This is a genomic window from Sinorhizobium sp. P24N7, assembly GCF_042436655.1.
Lineage (GTDB): Bacteria > Pseudomonadota > Alphaproteobacteria > Rhizobiales > Rhizobiaceae > Sinorhizobium > Sinorhizobium meliloti_A.
This window is the reverse complement of the sequence record NZ_JBHMIW010000001.1, coordinates 52,577-78,127: the sequence shown is the minus strand read 5'-3', so window position 1 is coordinate 78,127 and position 25,551 is coordinate 52,577. Positions and strand designations below refer to the sequence as shown.

Sequence of the window (25,551 nt, the reverse complement as noted above, 5' to 3'; positions counted from 1 at the left end):
GCTCACGGGCAACTCGAGACGAGCGCCGGAGCGGTCGAGATCAAGAGACCCCCAGCAGCCGCTCGACCGTGGCCTGCTCCTTCGCCAGCGCCTCCGGCGTTCCGCTCCAGGCGAGCCTGCCGCGCTCCAGGATGATCACCCGGTCGGCGAAATCGAGGGCGCTCTGGATGCGCTGCTCCACCAGCAGGATGGTCATGTCGCCGGTCTTCGCGAGCTCGGCGAAAGCCTTCATCAGTTCCTCGCAGATGACCGGCGCCAGTCCTTCGAGCGGCTCGTCGAGCAGCAGGACCGAGGGGCGGCCGAGGATCGAGCGGGCGGTTGACAACATCTGCTGCTCGCCGCCGGAAAGCTGCAAGCCGAGGTTTCGGCGCCGCTCGTAGAGGCGCGGGAACATCTCATAGGCCTCGCTCAGCGCCGTCTTCGGCCGACCCTTGAGACCGACGAAGAGATTTTCCTCAACCGTCAGGGACGGGAAGACGCAGCGCGCCTGCGGCACGAAGCCGAGGCCTTTCAACGCGCGTGATGCGCTCGGCAGCGTGGTGACGTCGGCCTCGCCGATACGGATGCGTCCGTTGTAACGGCGCGTCTGGCCGGCGAGCGTAGCGAGCAGCGTCGTCTTGCCCATGCCGTTGCGGCCGAGAACCGCAAGCCTCGCGCCGGCAGGCACCGAAAAGGAAATCCCCTCCAGCACCCGCGTCGGCCCATAGCCGGCGGAGAGATTGTCGACCTCAAGCGGCGCTGCCGGCATCGGCATAGCTCCCGAGATAGGCTTCGCGCACACGCTGATCTTTGGTGACGTCGGCTGGAGAGCCGTCGAAGATGACCATGCCGGAAGCAAGCACGATCACGCGCTTGGCGAAGCGAAAGACGAGATCCATGTCGTGCTCGATCATCAGGACGGCAAGGTCATCGGGAAGCTCGGCGAGCGCCTGCTCGATGCGGCCCGTGTCGCTCTGCGGCACGCCGGCTGCCGGCTCGTCGAGCAGCAGCACCTTAGGTTTGAGCGCCAGCGCCACCGCGATCTCCAGCAGCCGCTGTTGGCCGTAGGCGATCTGGCGCACCGGCCGGTGCGCCAGATCGCGCAGGCCAAGCTTGCCAAGCAGGCTACCGGCCTCTGCCATCACCCCGGGCATCGCCAGGAAATTGCCGAACATGCGGCCCGCCCGGCCGTCGCGCTGCAGGATCGCGAGCGCCACGTGCTCGGCGGGCGTCATGTCCTGGAAAAGGCGCGTCACCTGGAACGAACGCACGAGGCCGCGGCGGACGCGGCCGATCGCGTCGATATGGGTGACGGTTTCGCCGCCGATCCGCACCTCTCCGGCATCCGGCTTCAGATTACCGGTGACGAGATTGACGAAGGTCGTCTTGCCGGCACCGTTGGGGCCGATCAGGGCGACGCGGTCGCCCGGTGCCATGGAAAGGCTGACATTGTTGGTGACGGCGAGACCGCCGAAGGAGCGCTTGAGATTTCTGGCTTCGAATATGGCGCTCATCGGCCCGCCCCCCGTCGCCGCGCGAGGATTTCTGCAACCGTGCCGTAAAGCCCTTTCGGCGCAAAGAGCACGACCGCGATCAACAGGGCCCCGACCATGGTCAGCCAATGGAAGGGGTTGGCCGCCGAGACGAGATCTTCGAAGAACATGAAGACGATCGTGCCGGTAAGCGCCCCGAAGAGCGAGCCGGTACCGCCGAGCACGAGCATGACCAGACTTTCGGCCGAGAGCGTGAAGGAGAGGCTGTCGAGACCGACGACCTGCGTCGAGACGGCGTTGAGCGCCCCGCCGACGCCGGCGACCGCGCCGGAAATCACATACATCTTGAGGAGGGCGATCGTCGGCGACGCGCCCATCGCCCGAATGCGGATCGGATCCTCCTTGATGCCGCGGCAGAGCATGCCGAAGGGCGAGCGCACGACGAGGCGCAGGAGCACGAAGACGATTGCGAGCAGCACGACGCCGAAGACATAGGCCGTGCGGCCCCAGAGGTCGAAGGCGAAGAGACCGATGAGCGGATCGGGCGCGATGCCGGCCAGTCCGTCGCTTCCCCCCGTCCAGGACGAGGCCTTGTTGGCGAATTCATGGAAGAGATGGATGAGCGCTATCGAGAGCACGAGCTGCGGCAGACCGTGCGCCCGAAGGATCACGACCCCGCAGGCGAGCCCCGCCACCGCACCGCCGAGAATACCGGCGGCGACCATGAGGAGCGGATCGGTAATGCCGAAATGCACGGCCGCGATCCCGGCGGCATAGGCGCCGCTGCCGAACAGCGCGGCATGTCCGAGGGTCGCGACGCCGCAATAGCCGGTGACGAGATCGAGCGAGAGGACCAGCAGCGCGATCGCTATGATGCGGGTGAGCAGCGCGAGATTCTTCGGAAAGAGGAGGTAGCCGATGGCGGCCAGCACGAGGATCACGGCGAGGCCGGCAAGATCGCGGCCGAGCCCCCGCCTGCCCGCAGAAAGTGCCGTGGCTGCTTCGTTCATCGTTGCCATGGTCACCTACTTCATCCTCCCGGCAAGGCCGCGCGGAAACACGCAGACGATGGCGATGACGACGAGATAGAAGAAGAACTCTCCGAATTCCGGCATCAGATAGCGCCCCGTCGTATCGATGCCGCCAAGCAGGAGGCAGGCGGCAAGTGCACCCGGGATCGACCCCGCACCGCCGACGGAAACGACCACCAGGAAGGTGACCATGTATCTGAGCGCATAATAGGGCTCGACCGGCAGCAGTTCCGCGCCGACGACGCCGCCGAACGCGGCAAGCCCCACGGCCACGGCGAAACTCACGGCATAGACGACCTCCGTGCGCACTCCGAGTGCCGCCGCCATCGCCGCATCGTCGACGGTGGCGCGGAGCTTGACCCCGAAGGCGGTTTTCTCGATGGCAAACCAGAGGGCTCCGGCAACGGTGAGGCCGCAGACGATCGCGAAGATCCGGTGCACGGCGATCGAGCGGAAGCCGAGATCGGCGAAGCCCTCGAGGCTCGGCGGCAGCGGGATCGTCTTGAGAGTCGGGCCGAAGACGTAGTTGGCAATGCCGATGATGCAGAAGGTGATACCGATCGTCATCAGCACCTGAGTCAGCTCCGGCTGACCGTAGATGCGGCGGTAGAGCAGGCGCTCGATCGGGATGGCGATGACGATCGTGCCGAAGACCGCGATCAGCACCGCGACTCCGTAGCCGAGCCCGAGATCACGCGCCGCATAGGATGCGATATAGCCGCCGATCATCGCAAAGGCGCCGTGGGCAAGATTGACGACGCGCATGAGGCCGAGCGTGACCGAAAGGCCGATCGAGATCACGAACAGCACCATGCCATAGGCGAGCGCATCGACGGCTATGCTGGAGATGGTTTGCATGAGCGCATCCTAACGGTGTGGCAAGGCTTCACCCTCGGTCCTCATTCCGGAAGGCTTCCGCCAAACCAGCAATGCAGCCGTCGCATATGGCGGCTCCGATGAACCGGTCGAGATGATGGCCGCCGATCATTTCACCGCGGCAAGACCCGGATCGCCCTGTTTCTCGAAGGTCTGGATCTCCTTGTTGTAATAGGTTCCATCATCGGCCTTGGCGACCTCGCGCAGATAGATGTTCTGAGTGATATGGCGCGATTCGGGATCGATCGAAACCGGCCCGCGGGGGCTTGTCCAGGAGAGCCCCTTCACGGCATCGACCGCCTTCTGGGCATCCTGCTCGCCCCCCGTCGCCTCTATCATCTTGTAGATGACATGCAAGCCGTCATAGGCCCCGACCGCGGGGAAGGAGAGCTCGGCCGGATTGCCGATCGCCTTGGCGGCCGCCTCGACAAAGGCCTTGTTTTCCGGCGAGTCATGCGAAACGGCATAGTGAAAGGTCGTCTGCAGGCCGAGCGCGGCGTCGCCCAGCGCCGGCAGGTCGGACTCCTGGGTGAGGTCGCCCGGCGCGAAGAACTTGATGCCACCATCCTTGAGGCCGTTTTCGTTGAACGCCTTGACGAAGCCGAGCGTCGTCGGGCCGGACGGCAGGAAGGCGAAGACGCCTTCGGCACCGGAATCCTTGATGCGCTGCATGATCGGCGAGAAATCGTTGGTCGAGAGCGGCATGCGGATCGCCTCCACGATCTCGCCGCCCACCGCCTCGAAGCCGGCCTTGAATGCGTTCTCCGCATCGACACCCGGGCCGTAATCGCTGACCACGGAGATGATCTTCGAGACGCCGGCATCCTTCGCCACCTTGGCGATCGGCGTGGATGTCTGCCAGAGCGTGAAGGAGGTGCGCACCACGAGCGGGCTCTTGGTGACGATCGCCGACGTGGCGGCATTCATGATCACCAGCGGCACGTTCGCCTGCTCGAGCAGCGGCGTGACGGCCATCGCGTCGGGCGTGAAATAGAATCCGGCGAGATATTGCACGCCTTCCTTTACGACCAGCTCCTGCGCCAGCGCCTTGGACTGGGCCGGGTCCGCCTGCGGCACGTCGCGGTATAGGATTTCGATATCGTCGTCGCCGACCTTGGCGCCGTTCACCGCCATATAGGCGTCGATGCCCGCCTTGAAGTTCTTGCCCTGCAGCGCAAAGGGACCGGAAAACGGTCCGACGACGCCGACCTTGATCGTATCCGCCTGCGCCGCCACGCTCGTTGCCAGAGCCGCGAGCGCGGCCAGAATGAGCCTTGTCATATTTCCTCCCCCGCGAGTCCGCTACTCCCGGCCGGCATCGCTTCCTTTTACATCAATCGCAATCGACAGCGGGCAGTCTGCCATGTCAAACGGTGATGCAAAAATGAAATATGGGCGGAAATCCATAATTCCCCGGTTATTGTTTTGTCCGGGGGGTTATGGAGGAAGCGCGCGTGCGTCAGTGCAGCCCGAATTCCCGAAGCAGTTCCTGCCTGTAGCGCACGAAGCGTGCGCCGCTGCGATCGCGCGGCCGGGGCAGGTCGATGTCGATCACTCTCGGCGCTCCGTCCTGTTGCTTCGGCAGTACCAGGACACGATCCGCCAGATAGATGGCCTCCTCGAGATCATGCGTGACCAGAACCATCGTCACGTTCTCCTCCCGCCAGATGCGCTCGAGCTCCTGCTGCATCGTCAGTTTCGTCATCGCATCGAGGGCGCCCAGCGGCTCGTCCAGCAGCAGGATCTCGGGCTTTACCGTCAGCGCTCGCGCAAGCCCGACCCGCTGCGCCATTCCACCGGAAAGCTGCTTCGGATAGGCATCCTGGAAATCGGCAAGGCCGACAAGCGAAATGTAGTGACGTGCAAGCTCCTCGGCGCGTCCGGAATCCTCGCCTCGCACCTTCAGGCCGAAGGCCACATTGCCGAGAACCGTCAGCCAGGGAAGCAGCCGCGGCTCCTGGAAAATGACGGCGCGCTCCTTGCCGACACCGGCAACCGGCCGGCCGTCGATCAATACCCGGCCCGCATCGGCCGTTTCGAGACCCGCGAGAACCCGCAGCAATGTCGTCTTGCCCGATCCGCTCGCCCCGACGATTGCAAGGCATTCCCCGGACCGGATGTCCAGATTGAGGTTCCTGAGGACGCTGAGCCGCCGCCCGTTGATCCGGAAGGATTTCGAGAGATCGCGCAACGCCACCTCCCCTTTGCGCAGGCTTCTGACTTCAGCCATTTTCACCCCTCAATTCGCCGCGGCGGACGTCGCGTCCGGCCGGAACAGAAGATCGGAAGCCTTATATTTGCCCTGCGGCAGGCTGCCCTCGCGTTCGAGAACGCCGATCCAGAAATCCAGATCGCGCTCGGTCGCCTGCGCGCCCTTTCGCAGACCGAATCCCGTCCAATGCCTCGCGAGATCGCCGTTTTCGCCGCGCTCGGTCAGAATACGGGCGAGCACGGCGCGCGCTTCTTCCGGATGCTCGCGTGACCAGTCGGCGGCGCGCGCGGAGTGTTCAACGAAGTTTTTGGCGGCCTCCGGATTCTTTTCGACGAAATCCCGCCTGAGAACCGCAAAACCGCCGGCAATTTCGCCGAGCACATCCGTGTCGTCGAAGACCGCGCGCACCCCGCCGTGATCCAAGATCTGGCCGTTGAAGGTCGCCTGCCAGTATCCCACGGCGGCGATGTCGACCTGGTTCGACCGGAGCGTCTGTTCGAGCTGCGGCCCGGGTACGACGACGAGGTTTGCTGCCTTTTCGGGCAAACCCTTGCTGTGCAGCGCCTCGCGTACCGCATAGTCGAGATGCGCCCCGAGCGTATTCACCGCAATCGTCTTACCTGCGATGTCCCCGATGGACCTGATCGGGCTGTCGTCGAGCACGTAGAATATGCTCTTGACCTGCTCGTTGATGCCGTTGGTCGGAAAGGCCGCGACGAAATCGTTTCCGCCGGCGATCGAGTTGATGACGGCTGCGGTCGCCGCCGAGCCGATGTCGACGCTGCCGGAGGCAAGCGCGAACAGGGATGCGGGCCCGCCTCCCGCATAACCGACATTCTCGAGCCTGATGCCGAGGCTGTCGAAATAGCCGAGCTCATAGGCGAGTTCGTGCGGCGACAGGCTGCCCTGGCTCGCGAGGAACCGCAGCGTCACCGGTTCCGGAGCTTCTGCTGCTGCAAGGCTGGAAAGCCCGATCGAGAACAGGCTGCCGAATGCGAGGGCGCGAATGGAAATCGTCATATGTCACCTTTTCCATGATCTGGAAGTTTCGAATGTCGAGGCCGTTTTGCCGCAGTTCCGGGCGGAAGGCCGCTGCGCACTTTTTCTGGAATTGCTCTAGTTCGAGGCGTCGCTCCAGCGGCAGAGGCGGCGCTGCGCAAAGACCAGCGCGTAGTTGGAGACGAGCCCCAGCCCGGCGAGAATGAAGATCGCCGCGAACATCAGGGGAATCTGGAAATTGTACTGGGCGTTCATGACCTGGAACCCGATGCCCTTATTGGCCCCGATCATCTCGGATGCGATGAGCAGCAGCAGGGCAGTCGTCGCACTCAGGCGCAGGCCGACGAAGATCGAAGGAACGGCGCCCGGAAGAACCACGCGACGGAACACAGTGAGACGCGACGCGCCATAGACGCGCGCCATCTCGATCAGCTTCGAATCCACTTCCTTGACCCCGTTGATGGTATTCAGAAGCAACGGGAAGAGCGTCGCCCAGAAGATGACGAAGACTTTCGACGCCTCGCCGAGTCCGAGAAGCAGAATGAAAACCGGATAGAGAGCGAGCGCGGACGTCTGGCGGAAAAGCTGGAGGACGGGATCGAGCGCGTTCTCGATCGGACGCACCTGCCCCATCAAGAGACCGAGCGGTATGGCCAGGACCACCGCCCCGACGAAGGCGGTTCCGGAGCGCTGAAGACTGATCGCGATGTCGTCGAGCAAGGCTCCGCCGGAAATTCCCGTCCACAGGGCGGAAAGGATGGCACCGACGGACGGAAACACGGCCGGATTGATCCAGCCGGCGGTGCTGGCCGCCTGCCAGAGCGCAAGAAAGGCGATGAGCAGTCCGTAGCGCGACAGCCCGCTGCCGGCGGCGGCGCCTGACCGGCGGAGATACTCGTCCGCTTTTGCGCTGACGCTGCCGCCTTCGTGGAGGATCGACCTGTCGAGTTCCTGCAAGCTCATTTTCGTGTCTCCCCTCTTACTCGGCCGCCTGAACGGTCGCGCGCGCCAAAGTCCACGGGTTCGCCGGACGGGGAAGTCCGAGATTTTCCCGCAGCGTCCGCCCCTCGTAGGCGGTGCGGAACAGGCCGCGTCTCTGCAGTATGGGGACGACCAGATCGACGAAATCGTCGAGCGCGCCCGGAAGCCATGGCGGCAGGATGTTGAAACCGTCGGCGGCTTCGCTCAGGAACCACTCCTCGAGCTGATCGGCGACCTGCTCGGCGCTGCCGACGACGGTGCAGTGACCGCGTGCCGTCGCGATCCACTGATAGAGCTGGCGGATGGTGAAGCCATGCTCGTCCGCGATCTTTCGGATCAGCGCCTGCCGGCTTTTCATTCCTTCTGTCTCATTGCTGACGGGCAAGGGCCCATCGAGCGGATATCCCGTCAGGTCGAGCGTGCAGCCGGTCAGGCCATTCAACAGCGCCACGCCGTCCTCCGGCACGATCAACGCATTCAGCTCTTCATATTTGGAACGCGCCTCCTCTTCGGTCCGGCCGACAAAAGGAGCCACCCCCGGCATGATCAGCACATGGTCGGGGTTGCGCCCGGCGTGCTTCACGCGTGCCTTGATGTCGCGGTAGAACTCCTGCGCCGAAGCGAGGTTCTGTTGGGCGGTGAAGATCACCTCGGCACTGGCCGCCGCAAGCCTGCGTCCGTCCTCGGATTGCCCCGCCTGCACCACGACCGGATGTCCTTGGACGGGACGCGGCGCGTTCAGCGGTCCTTTGACGCTGAAATGCTTGCCCTTGTGGTCGATGTCGTGAACCCGGCCGGCATCGAAGAAGCGGCCGGTCGCCTTGTCGCGGATGAAGGCATCATCTTCCCAGCTGTCCCATAGAGCCTTGACGGTCTCGACGTGCTCGTGCGCGCGCTCGTATCGGTCGGCGTGGCTCGGCTGCGTCTCTCTGTTGAAGTTGCGCGCCGTCTCGTCCCCGGCGGAGGTGACCACGTTCCAGCCTGCCCGCCCGTTGGACAGAAGGTCCAGCGAGGCGAACTTGCGGGCGAGCGTGTAGGGCTCCTCATAGGTCGTCGATGCCGTGGCGATGAAGCCCAGATGGGTCGTCAGCGGCGCGAGTGCTGCAAAGAGAGTGACAGGCTCGAAACCGGCGATCTTCGCATTGCCGCCTTCGCGCCCGCCAAGCCCGACGGAGAGGTTGTCGGCGAGAAAATAGGCGTCGAACAGGCCGCGCTCCGCGGTCTCGGCGAGCCTACTGTGGAATTCGAAATTGGTGGCACCATCTGCCGGAGCGCCCGGATGCCTCCAGGCGGCAATATGCTGGCCGCCGCCGGGAAGAAAGGCTCCAAGCTTGATCTGTCTGGTCATCGCTGCCTCCGTTGGATTTGCTTCGCCGGCCGGCGTCACTCGCCTCGATTGCCGACGCAAACCGGGTTGGGTTGAAATTGCGGTTAAGCCGCCAGGCTTGCCCTGGCGGTGCGCGCGAGCGCCTGCGTTGCCTCGCCGACCGCCCTGCCGACGCGTTCATGGATCGCCTCGGAGGCGAGAGAGCCGTCGGCAAAGTCCTTGTCGGAAGCGTAGATCGCGGTCGGGATCGCCAATGCCTCGAAGAAGCCGAACAGTGGCCTCAACTGATGCTCCACCATCAGCGAGTGGCGTTCCCCGCCCCCGGTGGCGGCGAGGATGACGGGCTTGCCGCGAAGCGAGGAGGGATCGAGCAGGTCGAAGACGTGCTTGAAGAGGCCGGTATAGCTTCCCTTGAAGGTCGGCGACCCCACCACCAGAATGTCGGCTGCAAGCATCTGGCCGACGACATAGCGCGCTTCCGGTGCGAGTTCGTCGAGCCTTCTCGCAGGGGGCAGCGACGCCCCGAAGTCCTCGATATCGAAGGTCTGCGCCGACGCCCCTGCATCGACCGCCAGCCGGTGGACGATATGGTCCACGAATGCGCGTGTCCTGGACGGACGCGTGATATTGCCTGAAATACCCACCACTCGTGTCTGCGGCATCGCTTTAGCTCCTCGTGAGATCCGTGCTCCTGTGATACTCATCAAAATCTATAATCTTAGTAGACTAAAGGAACGCCGTTCTATTCCCGATGCGCGAACAAGAAGACTTTGCTTTCGAGGCTTCCCTGGGGGAACAAAGCACCGGCCGCGGTGTTACCGCCAGACAAGTGCAAGACCGCCATGCATCTGCCCGACGCAACCTACCGTCTCCAATTCCGCAACGGGATGGACTTCGCAAAAGCCGTGGAGTTGATCCCGCACCTCGTCGGGCTCGGCATATCTCACCTCTACGCCTCGCCCGTTTTCACCGCGGTCCGCGGGTCAACCCATGGCTACGACATCGTCGACTACAACGAGATCGACCCGGCCCTGGGCGGCTACGACGGATTTGTGCGGCTCGCTCATGCGCTGAAAGCCGAAGGACTCGGTCTCATTCTGGACATCGTCCCGAACCACATGGCCGCGCATCTCGAGAATGACTGGTGGCACAGCGCGATCGAATGGGGCGGCCTTAGCGAATTTGCCGACTATTTCGACGTTGACTGGCGGGAGCCGCTTACGCTCCCCTTCCTCGGGCGCTCGTTTGAGGAAGAGGTCGCAGCCGGCAATCTGCGCCTTGCATACGACCACGAGCGCCGCTGCCTGGCGCTCCGCTATTACGAGGCTCTCTATCCGCTCAATCCCGCCAGTTATGCGGCGATCCCGCGCAACGGTAATGCCGTGCTCGAAAGGCTCGCGGCTGTCGCCGGCACGGCCGAACGGAAAACCGCCGCACAATTCCACGCGGAAATCGCCTCTGTCGTCGCGACGCCATCGCTCGCTGCCGAGCTCGACCAATGTCTCGCCCGGTTCTCCGCAGACACACTCGACCGGCTGCATCGGAGGCAATCCTGGCGGCTGATGAGCTGGCAGACGGCGCGGGACAAGCTCAGCTACCGGCGGTTTTTCGAGGTCGCCGGCCTCATCGGCATGCGCGTAGAAGATGACGCGGTCTTCACGGATACCCACCGGCTTGCGCTCGCCCTGGTCCGGGAAGGCCTGATCGATGGGCTCAGGATCGATCACATCGACGGCCTGGCCGATCCCAAGGGCTATCTCGACCGGCTCCGCCGGGAGGCCGGCGACGGCACCTATATCGTCGTCGAGAAAATACTCGGCGAGAACGAAACGCTGCCGTCCGAGTGGCCGGTCGACGGAACCACGGGCTACGAGTTCATATCGGCCCTCGCGGATCTCCTTTCAGACGAGACTCCCTCTTCGTGGCTTTCGAGCGAGGAAAGGCGATCGGCGGCCGACGAGGCGGTCACGGGATGCAAGCTTCAGGTCCTCAGCCGCAATTTCAATACGGAAGTCCGGCGGCTGACCGGACTGGCCGCTCGCTTCACAGGCGTTGGGGCTCCGGATCAGAACGAGCGGACCGGTGAGGCCATTTCCCAGCTGATGGCTGCACTGCCCGTCTATCGGACCTATGTCGGCGACCGGGGGGCCGGAGCGCGCGACAGCCACATCCTCGACGCAGCCGCAGCGAAGGCAGCAGCGCGCGCGCCCGCCGTCGGCGCCGAGATCGCAGCGATCGTTCCCGCACTCAGGCTGCCGATCGACTCGGCCGACGGCAAGCTGCGCTCTGAATTCCGTACGCGCTTTCAGCAGTTGAGCGGCGCGGTCATGGCCAAGGCGGTCGAGGATACCTTCTTCTATCGGAGAGGCGATTACCTCGCGGCGAACGAGGTGGGTGCCTCCCCCTTATGGACGCCCGGCGGCGTCGGCCGCTTTCATGCGATGATGCAGGATCGCGCAAGCCGGATGCCGCACGGCATGTCGGCGACTTCCACGCACGACACCAAGCGGGGTGAAGATGCGCGCGCCCGGCTCCACGTCATCAGCGAGGCACCGGACGTCTGGGCCGCAGCGGTGGACCGCTGGCACGGGATGAGTGCGGAAAACATGGGCCGACTCCCGGCCGGCGAGGAACCGGACGCTTCGGTCGAGCAATTCCTCTATCAGAGCCTGCTCGGTGCCTGGCCCATCGCGCCCCTTGGGGACGAAGACGATCTGATCTTTCTGCACGAGCGGATGGTCGATTTTGCCGTGAAGGCGCTGCGGGAGGCAAAGCTCAGGACAAGCTGGGACGATCCGAACTCGCGCTATGAAGCAGCGATCAAGGCTTTTCTCGGCGATCTCCTGGATCGCCGGAACCGGTCCTTCCTCGGCGATTTCGAGAAAACGGCCGGACCGTTCATCCATGCCGGCCTGATCAACAGCCTCTCGCAAACGCTGGTGAAGCTCACCGCGCCCGGCATTCCCGATATCTATCAGGGCAGCGAACGCGTCGACCTTTCCCTCGTCGATCCCGACAACCGCCGCGGCTTTTCACCGCGCCCCTCGCCTTCCCGGCTGCCGCAAGCGCCGCCGATCGGCGATTTCGAGGACTGCAAGCAGACGCTGATCTCGATAGGCCTGAACTATCGCCGGGGGCGCGGCGCGGATTGTCTTGCGAGAGGCGAATATCGCGCGGTGCGCGTCGAAGGTCCGGGCGCCCGTCACGCCGCCGCTTTCATGCGTCGCGGCAGGAATGGCTTTGCGCTCACAGTCGTCCCGCGGCTTGTCTTCGGCCAGACGGTCGACGGCCGCCTGTCCATCCGTCCGGAACTGTGGCGAAACGTCTTCCTCGCCTTGCCCGAGGGCTGCCAGTTCAAGCCCATGTGCAATCTCCTGACCGGCGGCCTCACCGAGCCTCGGCCTCTTCTCGCCTTGGCGGACATCCTGCGGGACTTCCCTGTCGCCTTGCTGGTCGAGGCGTGAGGAATCTACCTCACACCCGCCCCAGCCGCCGGACATTGCCGGCGAGCTCGGCGGCGAGCCTCAATGCGGCCGCCGTAGCGCCGACCATCTGCGGCAGGATCAGCCATTCAAGCGTCCAGGCGGAGCCCGACCGCTCCTGCTCGTGCACCAGCGACTGGTGGATGGCGGAAATCTGCGTCGCGTTGAAGCGGGCGAGCGTCACCAGCACCTCCGCGGCGACCGGGTTCTGCTTGTGCGGCATGGCCGAGGAGCCGCCGCCGCCGGCAAGCACGATCTCGTCTCCCGCCTGCGCCATCAGCGCCACGTCCTGACCGAACTTGCCGAGGCTGCCGGTGACGAGCGACAGGAGGTGGGCGAAATCAGCGATCGGCAGGCGCTGGCTGTGCCATTGCGGGCAGTCGACCAGCGCGAGTTCCTCCGCCAGCGTCGCGCGGACGATGTCGGCCTTGCCCTTGAGCTTTTCGAGCGTGCCGGCGGCTCCTCCGAACTGCACCGTAAAAATGTCCGTTCCCGTAGCATCCAGCCTGTCCTGATGGTCGAACAGCGGCTCGATCCAGCTCCGCAGGCGGTCGGCCACTGTAATCGGGATCGCCGGCTGCATCCGCGTATGGGCGGTCAGCGTACGCTCGCCCCAGTGCCTCCCGCAAGCTTCGAGCGCCGTCACGACGTCGCCGATCCGGCCGGAGAAAAGTTCCGCGATCGCCTTCAGCCTCAGCATGAGGCTGGTATCGACCACGTCCTGGCTGCTGGCTCCGAAATGGACATGTTCCGCCGCCTCTTCGCCGACCGCCCGGCGCAATTGCCGCACGAGCTCGGGAACGACGACACCGTCGATGGCAGTTGCCCGGCGCATGGCGCCGACGTCCGGAGAGAAGCCACGGCATGCCTCGGCAATGCGGTTGGCGGCGGCCTCGGGGATGACGCCGTGGCGCGCCTCGGCACGCGCAAGCGCCGCCTCGAAGGCCAGCATGGCGCGAACATCGGCGACGACGGAGAATTCCGCCGCCACTGCTTCGTCTCCCAGAAGACCGGAAAGATAGGGGTGATCGAAGGCCGAATAGGTCATGCCGCATCTCCAGCTCTCGCGCCCTTCGATTCGAAGGGAGCCTCACACGCATGCGGCAACGCGGGGGGCGGGCTGCCGAACGATCATATATCCAGGAAGACCGTTTCCTTCTCGCCCTGGAGATGAATGTCGAAGACATAATTAGGCGCCTGACCCGCCGCGACAAGCGTCTTGGCCCGGTGGCGGTGCTCGATGCGGGCAAGCAACGGATCTTCGGCATTCGCCGCCGCCTCGTCTGGGAAATACATGCGCGTGTGAAGGCCGATATTGATGCCGCGCGCGACGATCCAGAAGCTGACATGCGGGGCCATCAGCCGGCCGTCATGGAATGGAACGCGGCCCGGCTTCACCGTCTCGAAAGTGAAGACGCCGTCCTCGTCGCTCGTCGGTGAGCGTCCCCAGCCGGTAAAGTTCGGGTCCGCCATACCGCGCAGCTCCGACGGGGAATTGTAGAGCCCGGCTGCGTCCGCCTGCCAGATTTCGAGAAGTGCGTCCCTGAGCGGCATTCCGGCGCCGTCGATGACGCGACCGGTCACGGTGATGCGCTGCCCGAGCGTCTTGTCGTTGACCATCGAAGCGCCGAGGTCGCCATCATATACGCCGCCGATGCCGCAGAAATTCGGCGTCAGGCCGATATGGACATAGGGCCCGGCGGTCTGCGACGCCGTTTCCTTGAGGGTGCCTGGATCCTGAACCATCGGTGCCTCCTCAATTCCCTTCCGGCCTGTTTTCGAAGAAGGTCGAGCGGCGGCCACGCAGCACGATGTCGAACCTGTAGGCGCGCGCATCCATGGGCACGGTGTTACCCCAGTCGAGAGCCGCGATCAGTTGCTCGATCGCCCGGCGGTCGGGGATCGTGCCGACGATCGGACATTTCCAGATCATCGGATCGCCCTCGAAATACATCTGCGTGATCAGGCGCTGGGCGAAACCGTGGCCGAAGACCGAGAAATGGATATGGGCGGGCCGCCAGTCGTTGACGCCGTTCGGCCAGGGATAGGCTCCGGGCCTGACCGTGCGGAACCAGTAACGGCCTTCCTCGTCGGTGATCGTTCTGCCGCAGCCGCCGAAATTCGGATCCAGCGGCGCGAGATAGCTTTCCTTCTTGTGACGGTAGCGTCCGCCGGCGTTCGCCTGCCAGAACTCGACGAGCACACCCCGAACCGGATGGCCGCGTTCGTCGAGGACGCGGCCGTGGACGATGATGCGTTCGCCGATCGCGCTTTCACCGGGACTGGCGAAGTTATGGATCAGGTCGTTGTCGAGCTCGCCAAGCATCGAATGGCCGAAGGCCGGGCCGGTGATCTCGGATATGGTCCCGTCGAGCGACAGCAGCGCCTTCTGCGGCGAACGCAGCACGGAGGTCTTGTAACCGGGCGCGAAGGCCGGCGGGTGCCAGGCGCGGTCGCGGGCGAAAAAGGCGCCCGTTTCGGGCTGGGCCTTCCGTCTGCCATTTTGATTGTCGGACATCGTCCCTTCTCCCTCGCCCCTATCGAGCAGCCGTGCCGGCATCCATTTCCGCGAAAACCTGCTTGACGATCTTGATCGCGTGATTGGCCGCCGGAACGCCTGCATAGATGGCAACATGCAGCAGTGCCTCGCAAATATCCTCGCGCGTCGCCCCGGTATTGGCCGTGGCGCGGACATGCATGGCCACCTCCTCGTCCTGTCCAAGGGCGGCGAGCAGGGCGATGGTGACGATCGACCGCTCCCGCTTCGTCCAGCCGGGACGCGACCAGACATGCCCCCATGCCGCCTCGGTGATCAGCTCCTGGAAAGGACGGTCGAAATCGGTCGATGCGGACGCTGCCCGGTCGACGTGATCGTCGCCTAGAACGGCGCGGCGCGTCGCCATTCCCTGTCGGTAGCGCCCGGAAGGCGCAAGGGCATCGCTCATGGTTTGCCTCCAGATAACACGGATCGGAAGAAGCGTTTCAGCACCGACGTCAAGGCTTCCGGCTGCTCGACGCAGGGGATATGTCCCGCTCCGCGGATCACTTCGAAGCGCGCGCCCGCAATGAGATCGGCCGTCGAGCGGACCAGGTCGGGCGGCGTCGAACCGTCCTGGTCGCCGACGACGCAGAGCACCGGAACCGCGATCGTGCCCGCGGCTTCCGTGAAATCGGCGTCACGAATGGCGGCGCAGGTGCCGACATAGCCCGGCACCGGTTGACGGACCAGCATGTTGCGGTAGCCGGTGAAGGCGAGGTTTTCGGGTCGCCGGAAGGCCGGGGTGAACCAGCGTTCGAGCACGCCGTCGGCGACCGCCTCGATGCCATGCGCCTCGATCGCCGCGATGCGGGCGTCCCAGAACTCGGCGGTGCCGATCTTGTGGGCGGTGTCGGAAAGCACGAGCGCCCGCACGAGGTCGGGGCGGCGGCCGTAGAGCGATTGCGCGATGAGACCGCCGACCGAAAGTCCGCAAACAATCGCCTGTTTCACGGCGAGGCGATCGAGGAGCCCGGCGAGATCGGTCGCATGGTCCTCGATGGAATAGGGAACCTGGCCGATATCGGACAGCCCATGACCACGCTTGTCATAGAGCACGATGGCAAAATCGCCGGCCAGTCGGAGGACGACATCGCGCCAGATGCGGAAATCCGTGCCGAGCGAGTTGATGAAGACGAGCGCGGGCCTTTCCGTGACCGCGCCGACCACGCGATAGTGAATCGTGACGTCGTTGATGCGGGTGAATTGCACGGCAGCTCTCCTCCGTCGTCAAATTGGATGTTTCATCTGGTTAGGTAAAATGATATTTCGTGGCTTTCCCTTAACCAGAGGGTTATGCGATCCGTGATCGACGCTCGCGTTAAGTTTCGCCATCTGCAGACATTTGTCGAGGTCGCGCGCCAGAAGAGCGTGGTGAAGGCGGCCGAACTCCTGCATGTCACGCAGCCGGCGGTCACCAAGACGATCCGGGAACTCGAAGAGGTTCTGGGCGTCGCAGTTTTCGAGCGCGAGGGGCGCGGCATCAAGATCACGCGCTACGGCGAGGTCTTTCTGCGCCATGCAGGCGCCGCGCTGACGGCGTTGCGCCAAGGCCTGGATTCCGTCTCGCAGGAGCGGTCCGGCGAAGGCCCGCCGATCCGCGTCGGTGCGCTTCCGACCGTTTCGACCCGCATCATGCCGCGCGCCATCGCACTCTTCCTGAAAGAGAAGACCGGCGCACGCATCAAGATCGTCACCGGTGAAAACGCAGTGCTTCTCGAACAATTGCGCGTCGGCGATCTCGACCTCGTCGTCGGCAGGCTCGCCGCTCCGGACAAGATGACCGGCTTCTCGTTCGAGCATCTCTACTCGGAACAGGTGGTCTTCGCGGTGCGCGCCGGACATCCGCTCATCTCCGGCAAACAATCTGTGTTCGCGCATCTGAGCGACTATCCGGTGCTGATGCCTACCCGCGCCTCGATCATCCGCCCCTTCGTCGAGCATTTCCTGATCGCCAACGGCATCGCCGGCCTTGCGAACCAGATCGAGACCGTTTCCGACTCCTTCGGCCGGGCGTTCGTGCGCTCCAGCGACGCCATCTGGATCATATCGGCGGGTGTCGTCGCCACGGATATCGCGGATGGTGTGTTGGCGGCGCTGCCGGTCGACACGAGCGAGACGAGGGGACCCGTCGGGCTTACCATGCGGACCGACGCTATCCCGTCGCTGCCGCTCTCGATCCTGATGCAGACGCTGCGCGAGGCGGCCGGGACGGCGATGGCTGCGGAAGCAAAGAGGACGGCGTAGCACCCGGGGTAGTGAACCCCTCGCCAACCCTAAAGAGCCGGCATTCCGGCGGGTCGAAGCGAGCGCTTCTGAGCGGCGATGCGGAAGGGCGCGTTGGCTGCGCCGTAGCCGCGATAGCCGGCGCGCCGCTCGACAATTTCGAAGAAGAAGCCTTCTCCATAGGTCGGGCCGTAGATCTGGAAATACTCGCCTTCCTCATCGCGATCATAGAGGATGCTCTCTTCCCTCAGTCGATCGACGAAGTCAGGTTCGAGCCCGAACCGCACCTCGATGTCGTCATAGTAGTTGCGCGAGATTGCCAATGGGCGAAAGCCGCTGCGGCGCATATGGTCGGCGGCCGCAAAGATATCGTCGGTGCGGAAGGCCACATGCTGGACACCCGAGCCAAAGCTCTCTGCTATGAAGTGGCCTGCCAGCGTGCGGTGGTTGTCCGCTCCGTTCAATGTCAGCCGGAGCGTCCCGCTCGCATTCTCCACGACCTGGCTGCGGATCAGACCGGCAGGATCGACGATATCGACCTCTGCCGATTTGTCGGCATCGAGGATGGACGTGTAGAAAAGCAGCCAGCTCGGGAGCTCCTCCGCCTGCATGGATTGCGCCACATGGTCGATGGCGACGAGGGGCGATGATCCCTGAGGCGCCTTTCCCGACCGGACGAACTCGCGCGACCAGACGTCGTCGGCCTCGTTCAGGAAATAGATCAAGCCGCCGCCGATGCCGCGGATTGCGGCCATCGCCCCCTCGCCTTCGTTTGCCTCGGGCCGGAATATTTCGGCCCCGAGCGCGCCCGAGCGTTCGACGGCGGCCGCGGCATCGGGCACTTTCAGGCCGATCGCATAGGCCGATGCCCCGTGCACTAGGTAGCTCGAATGAGCGAAGCCATGCTGCTCGGTGTTGATGACGATGTTTACGCCTCCACGATCGCGACCCTGGCGCCAGAGCGCCACCGATTTCTCGCGATGTGAGGCAACCGCGTGAAAACCCATGGTTCCCAGAAGCGACCCGAGCGCCTCCGCCTCTGCCCGATCGGCGGTGAACTCCACGAACTCGACGCCCAGCACCTCGACGCGGTCGGGCATTGCCTCCGCGCTCTTCGCGACCGGTTCGCGCCGCTTCACCCGATCCATCAGGTAGACCAGGGAACGATGTCCATCCTCGGCGATCGCCCTGGGTGATCCGCCCCGGAACTGGTCGTTGAAGATTTCGAGCGATAGGGCGCCGTCATAGCCGGTCGCGGCGACAGCCTGCATGAAATCGACGACCGGAAGATCGCCTTCGCCGGGCATGTTGCGGAAATGGCGGCTGAGATAAAGCAGATCCATGTCGATTCGCGGCGCGTCCGCGAGCTGAACGATGAAGATGCGGTCCCCCGGAATGGAGCGGATCGACCGCAGGTCGATATTGCGCGACAGGGTGTGGAAACTGTCGAGGATCAGCCCGATACTCGGGTGGTCCGCCCGCCGCACGATTTCCCAAGCATCCCGATGATCGTTGACGTGGCGGCCCCAGGCAAGCGCCTCGTAGCCGACACGCAAGCCGCGCTTGGCCGCCCTCTCGCCCAGTTCCCGAAGGTCGTCGGCAGCGCCGTCGATGCCGCCCAATGCGAGCGGGGAAACGCTGGAACAGACGAGCATCAGATCCGTTCCAAGCTCCTGCATCACGTCGAACTTGCGCTCCGCCCGGTCGAAGGCACGCGACCGGTGCGGTTCCGGCAGACCTTCGAAATCGCGGAACGGCTGAAAAAGCGTCACCTCCAGCCCGTGATCGCCGACCATGCGGCCGACCTCCGCCGGCGAGCCGTCGAAGGTCAGGAAATCGTTCTCGAATATCTCCACGCCATCGAAGCCTGACGCAGCGACGGCGGCGAGCTTCTCCGAAAGAGTGCCGCTGATCGAAACGGTCGCGATCGAGGTCTTCATGCCGATCTCCTCTCGCCGGCCTCGTCCTTTGCCGGTCCGCGTGGCAGGGCCGGCTTGCTTCCGCAAAAAGGCGAAGCGTCGAAGGCTTGATGATGGTCACTTCTTACCTATACCGCAAATACCGTTTTTTTCGTCCTCCATAACCTGTTGCTATGTATCTCGGCCGCCGCGCGAACGGCGGGTCGATTCATCCATGACGCGGCGCAGCGTCGTGACCAGCCGCTCGGCATAGCTGGAGAGCGCGGCGTCGGCGCGATAGGCGACATAGGTCTGGAACTCCGTATCCTCGCTGATCGGAATGACCGCCAGTTCCTGGTCGGCGATACCGCCCACGGTGAAGGCGTCGATGACCGCGATGCCGAGATTCCGCTTGACCAGCGCACAAACCGTCGTGCCGAAACGCGCCCTGATCGGGGTACGATATTCGAGCCTCTCCCTCTCGAATATGCCCGTCATGATCGCCCCGTAGGGATCGCGCGGGTCGATACCGATGAGCGGATGCTCGGCGATCTCGCGGGCGGAAATTTCGGTCCGGCCGGCAATCGGATGCTCCCTGGCGGCGATGCAGACGAGGTGCCCTTTGGACAGGGGCTCGAACGTGATCGAGGGATGGGTGAGATGATAGCTCATCGCGACCAGCTCTCCCTTGCCGAGCAACAGATAATCGATCGCCTCCTCTATCCTCAAAATATCGAAATTGATGCGGATGTCCGGGTAGAGCCGCATAAGCCCGGCGATGGCCTGCGGCATCATTGCATTCGCAATGCTCGGCACCGAGCCGAGCGCGAGTTCCACACCTCGTCCTCGCTCCAGCTGACGGATGGAAAATTGCAGGTCGTCGACCTTGCGATGGACCTCCTGGAGCTGGGCGAAGATGTCGCGCGCTTCGTCGGTCGGCACGTAACGCCCGGCCTTCTTGACGAAGAGCTTTATCCCCAGCGCGCTTTCGATATGCTTCATCGTCCGGCTGACGCCCGGCTGGGCGACATTCATCAGACGCGCCGCGCCGGCGATCGTGCCGGCGATCATCACCGCCCGGATCACTTCGATCTGGCGTAGCGTAAGCCCCATCGCACCCTCCCTGGCGGCTGCCTCACCGGCGACAGTCGAGCAGAGCCGGTATCCGCGCGCAAGTAGCGTCCAGGGAGTTTGCGCGCGGCCTCAAAACGGCAGCCCCACATAGTTCTCCGCGAGCGCGGTCGCCGCCGCGCGCGAGTGGGTGAGATAGTCGAGTTCCGCCTCCTGGATTCTCTGGTCGAAATCGCTGGTCTCCGGAAAGCGGTGCAGCATCGTGGTCATCCACCAGGAGAAGCGCACCGCCTTCCAGACGCGGGCGAGTGCGCGGGCCGAATAGGCGTCGATGCCGGCATTCGAGCGGTCCCGATAGTGTTCGAGCAATCCCTCGAACAGATAGTGCACGTCGCTCGCCGCTAGGTTCAGGCCCTTGGCGCCGGTCGGCGGAACGATATGGGCGGCATCACCCGCCAGGAACAGCCGGTTGAACCGCATCGGCTCGGCGACGAAGGAGCGGAGCGGAGCGATGGACTTCTCGAAGGAGGGACCCGTCACCACGCGCTCGGCGTGATGGGCGGGCAGGCGGCGGCGCAATTCGTCCCAGAAGCGCTGATCGTCCCAGTCCTCGATCTTCTCCTCCAGCGGGCACTGGATGTAATAGCGGCTGCGCGTGTGCGAGCGCATCGAACAGAGCGCGAAGCCGCGCGGGTGGTTGGCATAGACCAGTTCGTGATCGACCGGCGGCACGTCGGCAAGGATGCCAAGCCAGCCGAAGGGATAAATCTTCTCGAAATTGCGGATGGCCCTTTCCGGCTGGCAACGTCGGCTGACCCCGTGAAAGCCGTCGCAGCCGGCAATGAAGTCGCAGTCGATGCGCTGCGCAATCCCGTCCTTCTCGTAGGCGACATGCGGTGTCCGCCCGTCGAAGTCCCGCGGCATCACGTTCGCCGCTTCGTAAATCGAGAGCGCCCCGACCCGTTCCCGATGGTCCATCAGGTCGCGGGTGAGTTCCGTCTGCCCGTAGATCATCACCCTCCTTCCGCCAGTCAGGCCGAAGAGGTCGATGCGATGGTCGCGCCCGTCGAAGGCGAGCGAGAAGCCGTCATGGGGGAGGCCCTCGGCATGCATGCGGGCGCCGCAGCCCGCCTCCTCCATCAGCCGCACCGTGCCTTCCTCCAGAACGCCGGCGCGCACACGGCCGAGAATGTGATCCTTGGTCGCGCGATCGAGGATCACATTGGCAATCCCCGCTCCCGTCAGCAATTGCCCGAGCAGGAGCCCCGAAGGCCCGGAGCCGATAATGACGACCTGAGTGCGCATGATTGTCCTCCCACTTCCCCCCGGGAAATTGCAGTTGACCGGCCGGTATCGGCACGCGAATTCTTTCCGCTATCGTACATCGCCGGCGGCTCGGCTGTAGCGCTTTGATCTGCTGCATGCTTTTTTCCGTCAATCGCGATACGATCGAAGGAAACATGAGGGGAGAGCAGTCGTGGCCGACGAAACACAGGCGCCGGAAACCAAGTTGACTTCCACGAAGCGCCGCTGGGCGGCCGACGGCAAGTTTCTCACCGGCCGCATTGCCCGTCCGGAGACGGACCGCCTGCCGCCCGGTCAGCATCTCGTCAGGGACTGGCCGGTTCTCGATCTAGGGCAGCAGCCGCACCTGACCCACGAGACGTGGCGGCTCGACGTCACCGGCCTCGTCGAGAACCCGCTCTCGCTCGACTGGAACGCCTTCCAGGCGTTGCCTCAGAGCGACAGCCTCTCCGACATCCATTGCGTGACGACCTGGTCGCGCTATGACAACAATTGGCGTGGCGTATCCACGCGCGATCTTCTCGATCGCGTCATGCCGAAGCCGGAGGCCGCCTTTGTCATGCTGACGAGCTTTGACGGTTACACCACCAACCTGCCGCTCGCCGACTTTGCCGCCGAGGATGCGATCCTCGCGACCGCCTGGGAGGGCGCGCCGATTACGCGGGGCCATGGCGGGCCGGTGCGCCTGGTGGTCCCGCATCTCTATTTCTGGAAAAGCGCCAAGTGGCTGCAGCGCATCGATTTTCGCGCGGCCGATTCGGCAGGTTTCTGGGAGCGGAACGGCTACCACATGCGGGGCGATCCGTGGCTCGAGGAGCGCTATTCCGGCGATTGACGCCAGCGCGGGATGAGTGTGGTTTTCCGTCCGGGATTGCGGAAAAGCAATTAGAGAGTGTCCGCGATTCGGAGAAAAACGGAAATGCTCTGACGCTCTCGTCTTCGACTGCAACTCGTGATTTTTGATGCTACAGTCCCCGGTTGAGGGGGGCGGTAACGCATCCCCGCGCCGAACTTGAAGCCAACATTCCTGTCCGGGAGGAAAGCATGCGCAGTCCCTGCCTGAAATCCCTGTCCATTACCCTGATCGTCGCGCTGAGTACGTTCTCGCCGCGGCCGGTCCTGGCGGCCTCGCCAGAGCCGGTCAAGGCCGAGCACGGCATGGTCGTGACCGCCCAGCATCTTGCATCCGACATCGGCGTCGAGGTCCTGAAGAAGGGCGGCAATGCGATCGATGCGGCGGTTGCGGTCGGCTATGCCCTCGCCGTCGTCTACCCGACGGCCGGCAACATCGGCGGCGGCGGCTTCATGACCATCCGCTTCAAGGACGGCAAGACGACCTTCCTCGATTTTCGCGAGCGCGCGCCTCTCGCCGCCACCAAGACCATGTATCTCGACGACAAGGGCGATCTCGTCGAGGGATTGAGCACCGAAGGCTATCTCGCCGTCGGCGTGCCCGGACCGGTCATGGGCTTCGAGTTCGCCCGCAGCCGTTACGGCACAAGGCCGCTGAAGGAGCTGATCGATCCGGCGATCAAGCTCGCGCGTGATGGATTCGTGCTCGAACAGGGTGACATCGAGTCTTTCGACGGCGAGACCGAGCGGCTCGCCAGGGATCCGGCCGCCGCCGCCATCTTCCTGAAGCCGGACGGCAAGCCTTTTGCAGCCGGTGACCGGCTGGTCCAGACCGATCTCGCCGCTTCGCTTTCGAGCATCGCCGAAAAAGGCACGGACGCCTTCTATAAGGGCGCGATCGCCGACGCGATCGTCAAGGCGAGCACGGATAAGGGCGGCATTCTCGCCAAGGAGGATTTCGAGCGCTATCAGGTTCGCGAGCTCGAGCCGGTCAAGTGCAACTACCGCGGCTATGACATCGTCTCCTCGCCGCCGCCATCGTCAGGCGGATTGATCATCTGCGAGATTCTCAACATCCTCGAGGGCTACCCGCTCGCCTATCTCGGTTACGGCTCGGCCGAGACGGTGCATGCTATGATCGAGGCGATGCGCCATGCCTATGTTGATCGCAACACCGCGCTCGGCGATCCGGCCTTTGTCGAAAACCCGGTCGCAAAGCTCGTCGACAAGAGCTACGCGAAAGACATCCGCGCCAAGATCGACCCGTTCAAGGCCGGCGTTTCCCAGGGGCTGATGCCGGCGGGCTTTACCGAAAGCAAGGAGACGACCCATTATTCCATCATCGACGACGAGGGGAATGCGGTTGCGGTGACCTACACGCTGAACGGCTCCTTCGGCGCGGGCGTCGTCGCGCCCGGCACGGGTATCCTCCTCAACAACGAGATGGACGATTTCACCGCCAAGCCGGGCACCCCCAATCTCTATGGCCTCGTGCAGGGCGAGGCGAATGCGATCGAAGCCGGCAAGACACCGCTCTCATCGATGAGCCCTACGATCATCTCGAAGGACGGCAAGCCCTTCATGGTGATCGGCAGCCCCGGCGGCGCCCGCATCATCACCATCACGCTGGAAGCGATCATCAACGTGATCGACCACGGCATGAACATCCAGGAGGCCGTCGACGCGCCGCGCGTCCACCATCAGTGGCTTCCGGACAAGGTCTTCATGGAGCCCTATGCTCTCTCGCCCGATACGCGCAAACTGCTTTCCGCCATGGGCCATGACGTTCAGGTCGACGAGAACTGGATGATCTGGGGTCAGGCAGCGGGCATCCTCGTCGGCGGCGAGAACGTTGCCGAGATCGAGGCGGGCGGCGGCGCCCGCTACAACGGCGCCGTCGACAGCCGCATCGGCGCAGGTGCGGCACGAGGATATTGAGGGCGATGGCTAAAGCGGGATGAGGAAAAATGCGTGCGGTTTTCCGCCCCCATCCCGCTCGTAGCCGGTCAATGGACAAAACATGCAGCAGCTCAAAGGGCTACAGTGACCTTTGCTCGTCTCATAAGACGCGCGGCGCTGCAGGAAACTTTTCGGAGGGCTGCAATCTCTCCTCATCCTCATCTCTGTGCTTGTCACAGAGATCCAGCAGCGCCGCGTCTGCGGCGCGGAAGAGCCTTTCCAGCCCAAAGACTTGGGCTGGCTGGATTCCTGTGACAAGCACAGGAATGAGGGACCGGGGATACGTCACGCAATGAAAGGTTACGTCTACATTCTCGCATCGAAGCGAAGCGGGACGCTATATACGGGCGGGACCCGCGCCGCCTCGCTAACTTCACGGTTTATGAAGCGCGCCGAGGAACCGCACCCTCTCCACCCTCGCCCCTGTGCTCGTCACAGGAATGAGGAAATCAAACAACCCGCCGCGGGTATCCGATCTCAACACGCCTAGCGCAATACAAGCCGCAATGCGGCTTGTGTTTTCCTGAGCAGAGGCAGAAAGCGCTCCGCCATCTCGCGGGCCGGCACATGGGCGGCGGATGCGCCGATGTTCACGGCCGCGAGCACCTGCCCGCGATCATTGGCGACCGGTACCGCGATCGAGCAGAGGCCGAGCTCCAGTTCCTGGTCGATAACCGCATAGCCCTCGTCGCGAACCCGCCGCAATTCCGCCACCAGCTCTTCCGGGTCGGTTCTCGTCAGCGGTGTGTTCGCCTTCAAGTCGGAACGTCCGAGTATTTCGCGTGCCTCGGTCTCGGGTAGTGCGGCCAGCAACACCCGCCCCATCGAGGCGCAATAGGCGGGAAGACGCGAGCCGGGCGTCAGGTTGATCGACATCACCCGGCGCTGCGACGCGCGTGCCACATAGACGATCTCGGTCCCGTCGAGCACCGAGGCGGAAGCGCTCTGCCCGGCTCTTTCCGCGAGCTGGTCCAGGTAAGGCTGGACAATGGCCGGCAGCGGCGTCGCCGAAAGATAGGCATGGCCGAGCCTCAGGATCTTCGGTGTGAGCGTGAAGAACTTGCCGTCGTAATTGGCATAACCAAGCTGCGACAGCGTCAGCAGGGATCGCCTGACGGTCGCCCGGTCGAGCCCGGTGATCTTCGCGGCGTCGGCGATCGAAAGCCGCGGCTGCGACTCGCCGAAGGCTTCGATCACCCTCAGACCGCGCGCAAAGCCGCTGACGAAATCCGTTTCCCGCATCGTGTCTCCCGCCGGTTTCTGGCCTGCGATTTTGTGCGACATACGAACAAATGTCAAATTTCGCACAAAAGAAATTGACGCC

23 protein-coding genes are annotated in these 25,551 nt (G+C 64.0%); 4 read left to right on the top strand and 19 right to left on the bottom strand.

Annotated features, from left to right (window positions below; translation table 11 throughout):
- Positions 1–40: 40 nt before the first annotated feature.
- The 10 genes from ACFHWW_RS00345 to msuE form a co-directional block, all read right to left on the bottom strand.
- Positions 41–748, bottom strand: coding sequence for an ABC transporter ATP-binding protein (locus ACFHWW_RS00345; protein ID WP_379936982.1), 708 nt, complete (start codon positions 746–748; stop codon positions 41–43).
- On the bottom strand, positions 729–1,493 hold the full coding sequence (locus ACFHWW_RS00340) for an ABC transporter ATP-binding protein (RefSeq protein ID WP_379936981.1): 765 nt from the start codon (positions 1,491–1,493) through the stop codon (positions 729–731). Before ACFHWW_RS00340 ends, ACFHWW_RS00345 begins: the two co-directional genes overlap by 20 nt.
- The gene (locus tag ACFHWW_RS00335) at positions 1,490–2,491 is read right to left on the bottom strand and encodes a branched-chain amino acid ABC transporter permease (RefSeq protein ID WP_379937234.1); all 1,002 of its coding nucleotides are present in this window, start codon (positions 2,489–2,491) and stop codon (positions 1,490–1,492) included. The genes ACFHWW_RS00340 and ACFHWW_RS00335 overlap by 4 nt, the downstream gene beginning before the upstream one ends.
- A gap of 6 nt (positions 2,492–2,497) precedes the next feature.
- On the bottom strand, positions 2,498–3,361 hold the full coding sequence (locus ACFHWW_RS00330; protein ID WP_379936980.1) for a branched-chain amino acid ABC transporter permease: 864 nt from the start codon (positions 3,359–3,361) through the stop codon (positions 2,498–2,500).
- A gap of 126 nt (positions 3,362–3,487) precedes the next feature.
- Positions 3,488–4,660, bottom strand: a complete 1,173-nt coding sequence (locus ACFHWW_RS00325) for an ABC transporter substrate-binding protein (RefSeq protein ID WP_018096150.1) — start codon at positions 4,658–4,660, stop codon at positions 3,488–3,490.
- 178 nt (positions 4,661–4,838) lie between these two features.
- The gene (locus ACFHWW_RS00320) at positions 4,839–5,609 is read right to left on the bottom strand and encodes an ABC transporter ATP-binding protein (RefSeq protein WP_275599458.1); all 771 of its coding nucleotides are present in this window, start codon (positions 5,607–5,609) and stop codon (positions 4,839–4,841) included.
- Positions 5,610–5,618: 9 nt separating this feature from the next.
- Positions 5,619–6,611 (bottom strand): ABC transporter substrate-binding protein, encoded by a 993-nt coding sequence (locus ACFHWW_RS00315; protein WP_379936979.1) that lies wholly within the window; start codon positions 6,609–6,611, stop codon positions 5,619–5,621.
- Positions 6,612–6,707: 96 nt separating this feature from the next.
- On the bottom strand, positions 6,708–7,553 hold the full coding sequence (locus ACFHWW_RS00310; protein ID WP_379936978.1) for an ABC transporter permease: 846 nt from the start codon (positions 7,551–7,553) through the stop codon (positions 6,708–6,710).
- Between the two features lie 16 nt (positions 7,554–7,569).
- Positions 7,570–8,919, bottom strand: a complete 1,350-nt coding sequence (locus ACFHWW_RS00305) for an LLM class flavin-dependent oxidoreductase (RefSeq protein ID WP_379936977.1) — start codon at positions 8,917–8,919, stop codon at positions 7,570–7,572.
- A gap of 83 nt (positions 8,920–9,002) precedes the next feature.
- On the bottom strand, positions 9,003–9,560 hold the full coding sequence (msuE, locus tag ACFHWW_RS00300; protein ID WP_275599460.1) for an FMN reductase: 558 nt from the start codon (positions 9,558–9,560) through the stop codon (positions 9,003–9,005).
- Positions 9,561–9,740: 180 nt separating this feature from the next.
- Here msuE and ACFHWW_RS00295 point away from each other — a divergent pair, with 180 nt between their 5' ends.
- Positions 9,741–12,362 (top strand): malto-oligosyltrehalose synthase, encoded by a 2,622-nt coding sequence (locus tag ACFHWW_RS00295; protein ID WP_379936976.1) that lies wholly within the window; start codon positions 9,741–9,743, stop codon positions 12,360–12,362.
- A 10-nt stretch (positions 12,363–12,372) separates the two neighbouring features.
- On the opposite strand, the gene ACFHWW_RS00290 is transcribed toward ACFHWW_RS00295, so the two are convergent.
- The 5 genes from ACFHWW_RS00290 to pcaD all read right to left on the bottom strand — a co-directional run bounded on the left by ACFHWW_RS00290 (position 12,373) and on the right by pcaD (position 16,128).
- Complete coding sequence (locus ACFHWW_RS00290) at positions 12,373–13,428, bottom strand: 3-carboxy-cis,cis-muconate cycloisomerase (protein WP_100671224.1); 1,056 nt, start codon at positions 13,426–13,428, stop codon at positions 12,373–12,375.
- 83 nt (positions 13,429–13,511) lie between these two features.
- Entirely contained in the window at positions 13,512–14,126 is a 615-nt protein-coding gene (gene pcaG / locus ACFHWW_RS00285) for a protocatechuate 3,4-dioxygenase subunit alpha (protein WP_379936975.1), read from the bottom strand.
- A 10-nt stretch (positions 14,127–14,136) separates the two neighbouring features.
- Positions 14,137–14,898, bottom strand: coding sequence for a protocatechuate 3,4-dioxygenase subunit beta (pcaH, locus tag ACFHWW_RS00280; protein ID WP_275599464.1), 762 nt, complete (start codon positions 14,896–14,898; stop codon positions 14,137–14,139).
- A gap of 19 nt (positions 14,899–14,917) precedes the next feature.
- On the bottom strand, positions 14,918–15,325 hold the full coding sequence (gene pcaC, locus ACFHWW_RS00275) for a 4-carboxymuconolactone decarboxylase (protein ID WP_379936974.1): 408 nt from the start codon (positions 15,323–15,325) through the stop codon (positions 14,918–14,920).
- Positions 15,322–16,128: a 3-oxoadipate enol-lactonase gene (gene pcaD / locus ACFHWW_RS00270; protein WP_379936973.1), complete on the bottom strand. Its 807-nt coding sequence runs from the start codon at positions 16,126–16,128 to the stop codon at positions 15,322–15,324. Before pcaD ends, pcaC begins: the two co-directional genes overlap by 4 nt.
- Before the next feature lie 93 nt (positions 16,129–16,221).
- On the opposite strand from pcaD, the gene pcaQ reads away from it, so the two are divergent.
- Positions 16,222–17,163: a pca operon transcription factor PcaQ gene (gene pcaQ, locus ACFHWW_RS00265; protein ID WP_026168720.1), complete on the top strand. Its 942-nt coding sequence runs from the start codon at positions 16,222–16,224 to the stop codon at positions 17,161–17,163.
- A 29-nt stretch (positions 17,164–17,192) separates the two neighbouring features.
- On the opposite strand, the gene ACFHWW_RS00260 is transcribed toward pcaQ, so the two are convergent.
- The 3 genes from ACFHWW_RS00260 to pobA form a co-directional block, all read right to left on the bottom strand.
- Positions 17,193–19,082, bottom strand: a complete 1,890-nt coding sequence (locus ACFHWW_RS00260; RefSeq protein ID WP_379936972.1) for a bifunctional sugar phosphate isomerase/epimerase/4-hydroxyphenylpyruvate dioxygenase family protein — start codon at positions 19,080–19,082, stop codon at positions 17,193–17,195.
- A 150-nt stretch (positions 19,083–19,232) separates the two neighbouring features.
- Positions 19,233–20,153 carry a LysR family transcriptional regulator gene (locus ACFHWW_RS00255; RefSeq protein WP_379936971.1) on the bottom strand — a complete coding sequence of 307 codons (921 nt, stop codon included), beginning with the start codon at positions 20,151–20,153 and terminating at the stop codon, positions 19,233–19,235.
- 90 nt (positions 20,154–20,243) lie between these two features.
- Positions 20,244–21,416, bottom strand: a complete 1,173-nt coding sequence (pobA, locus tag ACFHWW_RS00250) for a 4-hydroxybenzoate 3-monooxygenase (protein WP_379936970.1) — start codon at positions 21,414–21,416, stop codon at positions 20,244–20,246.
- A 172-nt stretch (positions 21,417–21,588) separates the two neighbouring features.
- Between pobA and ACFHWW_RS00245 the strand changes: the two genes are divergently transcribed.
- Together ACFHWW_RS00245 and ggt are read left to right on the top strand one after the other, a co-directional pair.
- Entirely contained in the window at positions 21,589–22,251 is a 663-nt protein-coding gene (locus ACFHWW_RS00245; RefSeq protein ID WP_379936969.1) for a sulfite oxidase-like oxidoreductase, read from the top strand.
- A gap of 209 nt (positions 22,252–22,460) precedes the next feature.
- Positions 22,461–24,206 (top strand): gamma-glutamyltransferase, encoded by a 1,746-nt coding sequence (ggt, locus tag ACFHWW_RS00240; protein WP_379936968.1) that lies wholly within the window; start codon positions 22,461–22,463, stop codon positions 24,204–24,206.
- A gap of 507 nt (positions 24,207–24,713) precedes the next feature.
- Here the strand turns inward: ggt and ACFHWW_RS00235 are convergent.
- On the bottom strand, positions 24,714–25,469 hold the full coding sequence (locus tag ACFHWW_RS00235; protein ID WP_379936967.1) for an IclR family transcriptional regulator: 756 nt from the start codon (positions 25,467–25,469) through the stop codon (positions 24,714–24,716).
- Positions 25,470–25,551: the final 82 nt, after the last annotated feature.

Coding starts and splice junctions, on each gene's coding strand:
- ACFHWW_RS00345 (WP_379936982.1), bottom strand. CDS start 748: ATGCCGGCAGCGCCGCTTGAGGTCGACAATCTCTCCGCCGGCTATGGG.
- ACFHWW_RS00340 (WP_379936981.1), bottom strand. CDS start 1,493: ATGAGCGCCATATTCGAAGCCAGAAATCTCAAGCGCTCCTTCGGCGGT.
- ACFHWW_RS00335 (WP_379937234.1), bottom strand. CDS start 2,491: ATGGCAACGATGAACGAAGCAGCCACGGCACTTTCTGCGGGCAGGCGG.
- ACFHWW_RS00330 (WP_379936980.1), bottom strand. CDS start 3,361: ATGCAAACCATCTCCAGCATAGCCGTCGATGCGCTCGCCTATGGCATG.
- ACFHWW_RS00325 (WP_018096150.1), bottom strand. CDS start 4,660: ATGACAAGGCTCATTCTGGCCGCGCTCGCGGCTCTGGCAACGAGCGTG.
- ACFHWW_RS00320 (WP_275599458.1), bottom strand. CDS start 5,609: ATGGCTGAAGTCAGAAGCCTGCGCAAAGGGGAGGTGGCGTTGCGCGAT.
- ACFHWW_RS00315 (WP_379936979.1), bottom strand. CDS start 6,611: ATGACGATTTCCATTCGCGCCCTCGCATTCGGCAGCCTGTTCTCGATC.
- ACFHWW_RS00310 (WP_379936978.1), bottom strand. CDS start 7,553: ATGAGCTTGCAGGAACTCGACAGGTCGATCCTCCACGAAGGCGGCAGC.
- ACFHWW_RS00305 (WP_379936977.1), bottom strand. CDS start 8,919: ATGACCAGACAGATCAAGCTTGGAGCCTTTCTTCCCGGCGGCGGCCAG.
- msuE (WP_275599460.1), bottom strand. CDS start 9,560: ATGCCGCAGACACGAGTGGTGGGTATTTCAGGCAATATCACGCGTCCG.
- ACFHWW_RS00295 (WP_379936976.1), top strand. CDS start 9,741: ATGCATCTGCCCGACGCAACCTACCGTCTCCAATTCCGCAACGGGATG.
- ACFHWW_RS00290 (WP_100671224.1), bottom strand. CDS start 13,428: ATGACCTATTCGGCCTTCGATCACCCCTATCTTTCCGGTCTTCTGGGA.
- pcaG (WP_379936975.1), bottom strand. CDS start 14,126: ATGGTTCAGGATCCAGGCACCCTCAAGGAAACGGCGTCGCAGACCGCC.
- pcaH (WP_275599464.1), bottom strand. CDS start 14,898: ATGTCCGACAATCAAAATGGCAGACGGAAGGCCCAGCCCGAAACGGGC.
- pcaC (WP_379936974.1), bottom strand. CDS start 15,325: ATGAGCGATGCCCTTGCGCCTTCCGGGCGCTACCGACAGGGAATGGCG.
- ACFHWW_RS00260 (WP_379936972.1), bottom strand. CDS start 19,082: ATGAAGACCTCGATCGCGACCGTTTCGATCAGCGGCACTCTTTCGGAG.
- ACFHWW_RS00255 (WP_379936971.1), bottom strand. CDS start 20,153: ATGGGGCTTACGCTACGCCAGATCGAAGTGATCCGGGCGGTGATGATC.
- pobA (WP_379936970.1), bottom strand. CDS start 21,416: ATGCGCACTCAGGTCGTCATTATCGGCTCCGGGCCTTCGGGGCTCCTG.
- ggt (WP_379936968.1), top strand. CDS start 22,461: ATGCGCAGTCCCTGCCTGAAATCCCTGTCCATTACCCTGATCGTCGCG.
- ACFHWW_RS00235 (WP_379936967.1), bottom strand. CDS start 25,469: ATGCGGGAAACGGATTTCGTCAGCGGCTTTGCGCGCGGTCTGAGGGTG.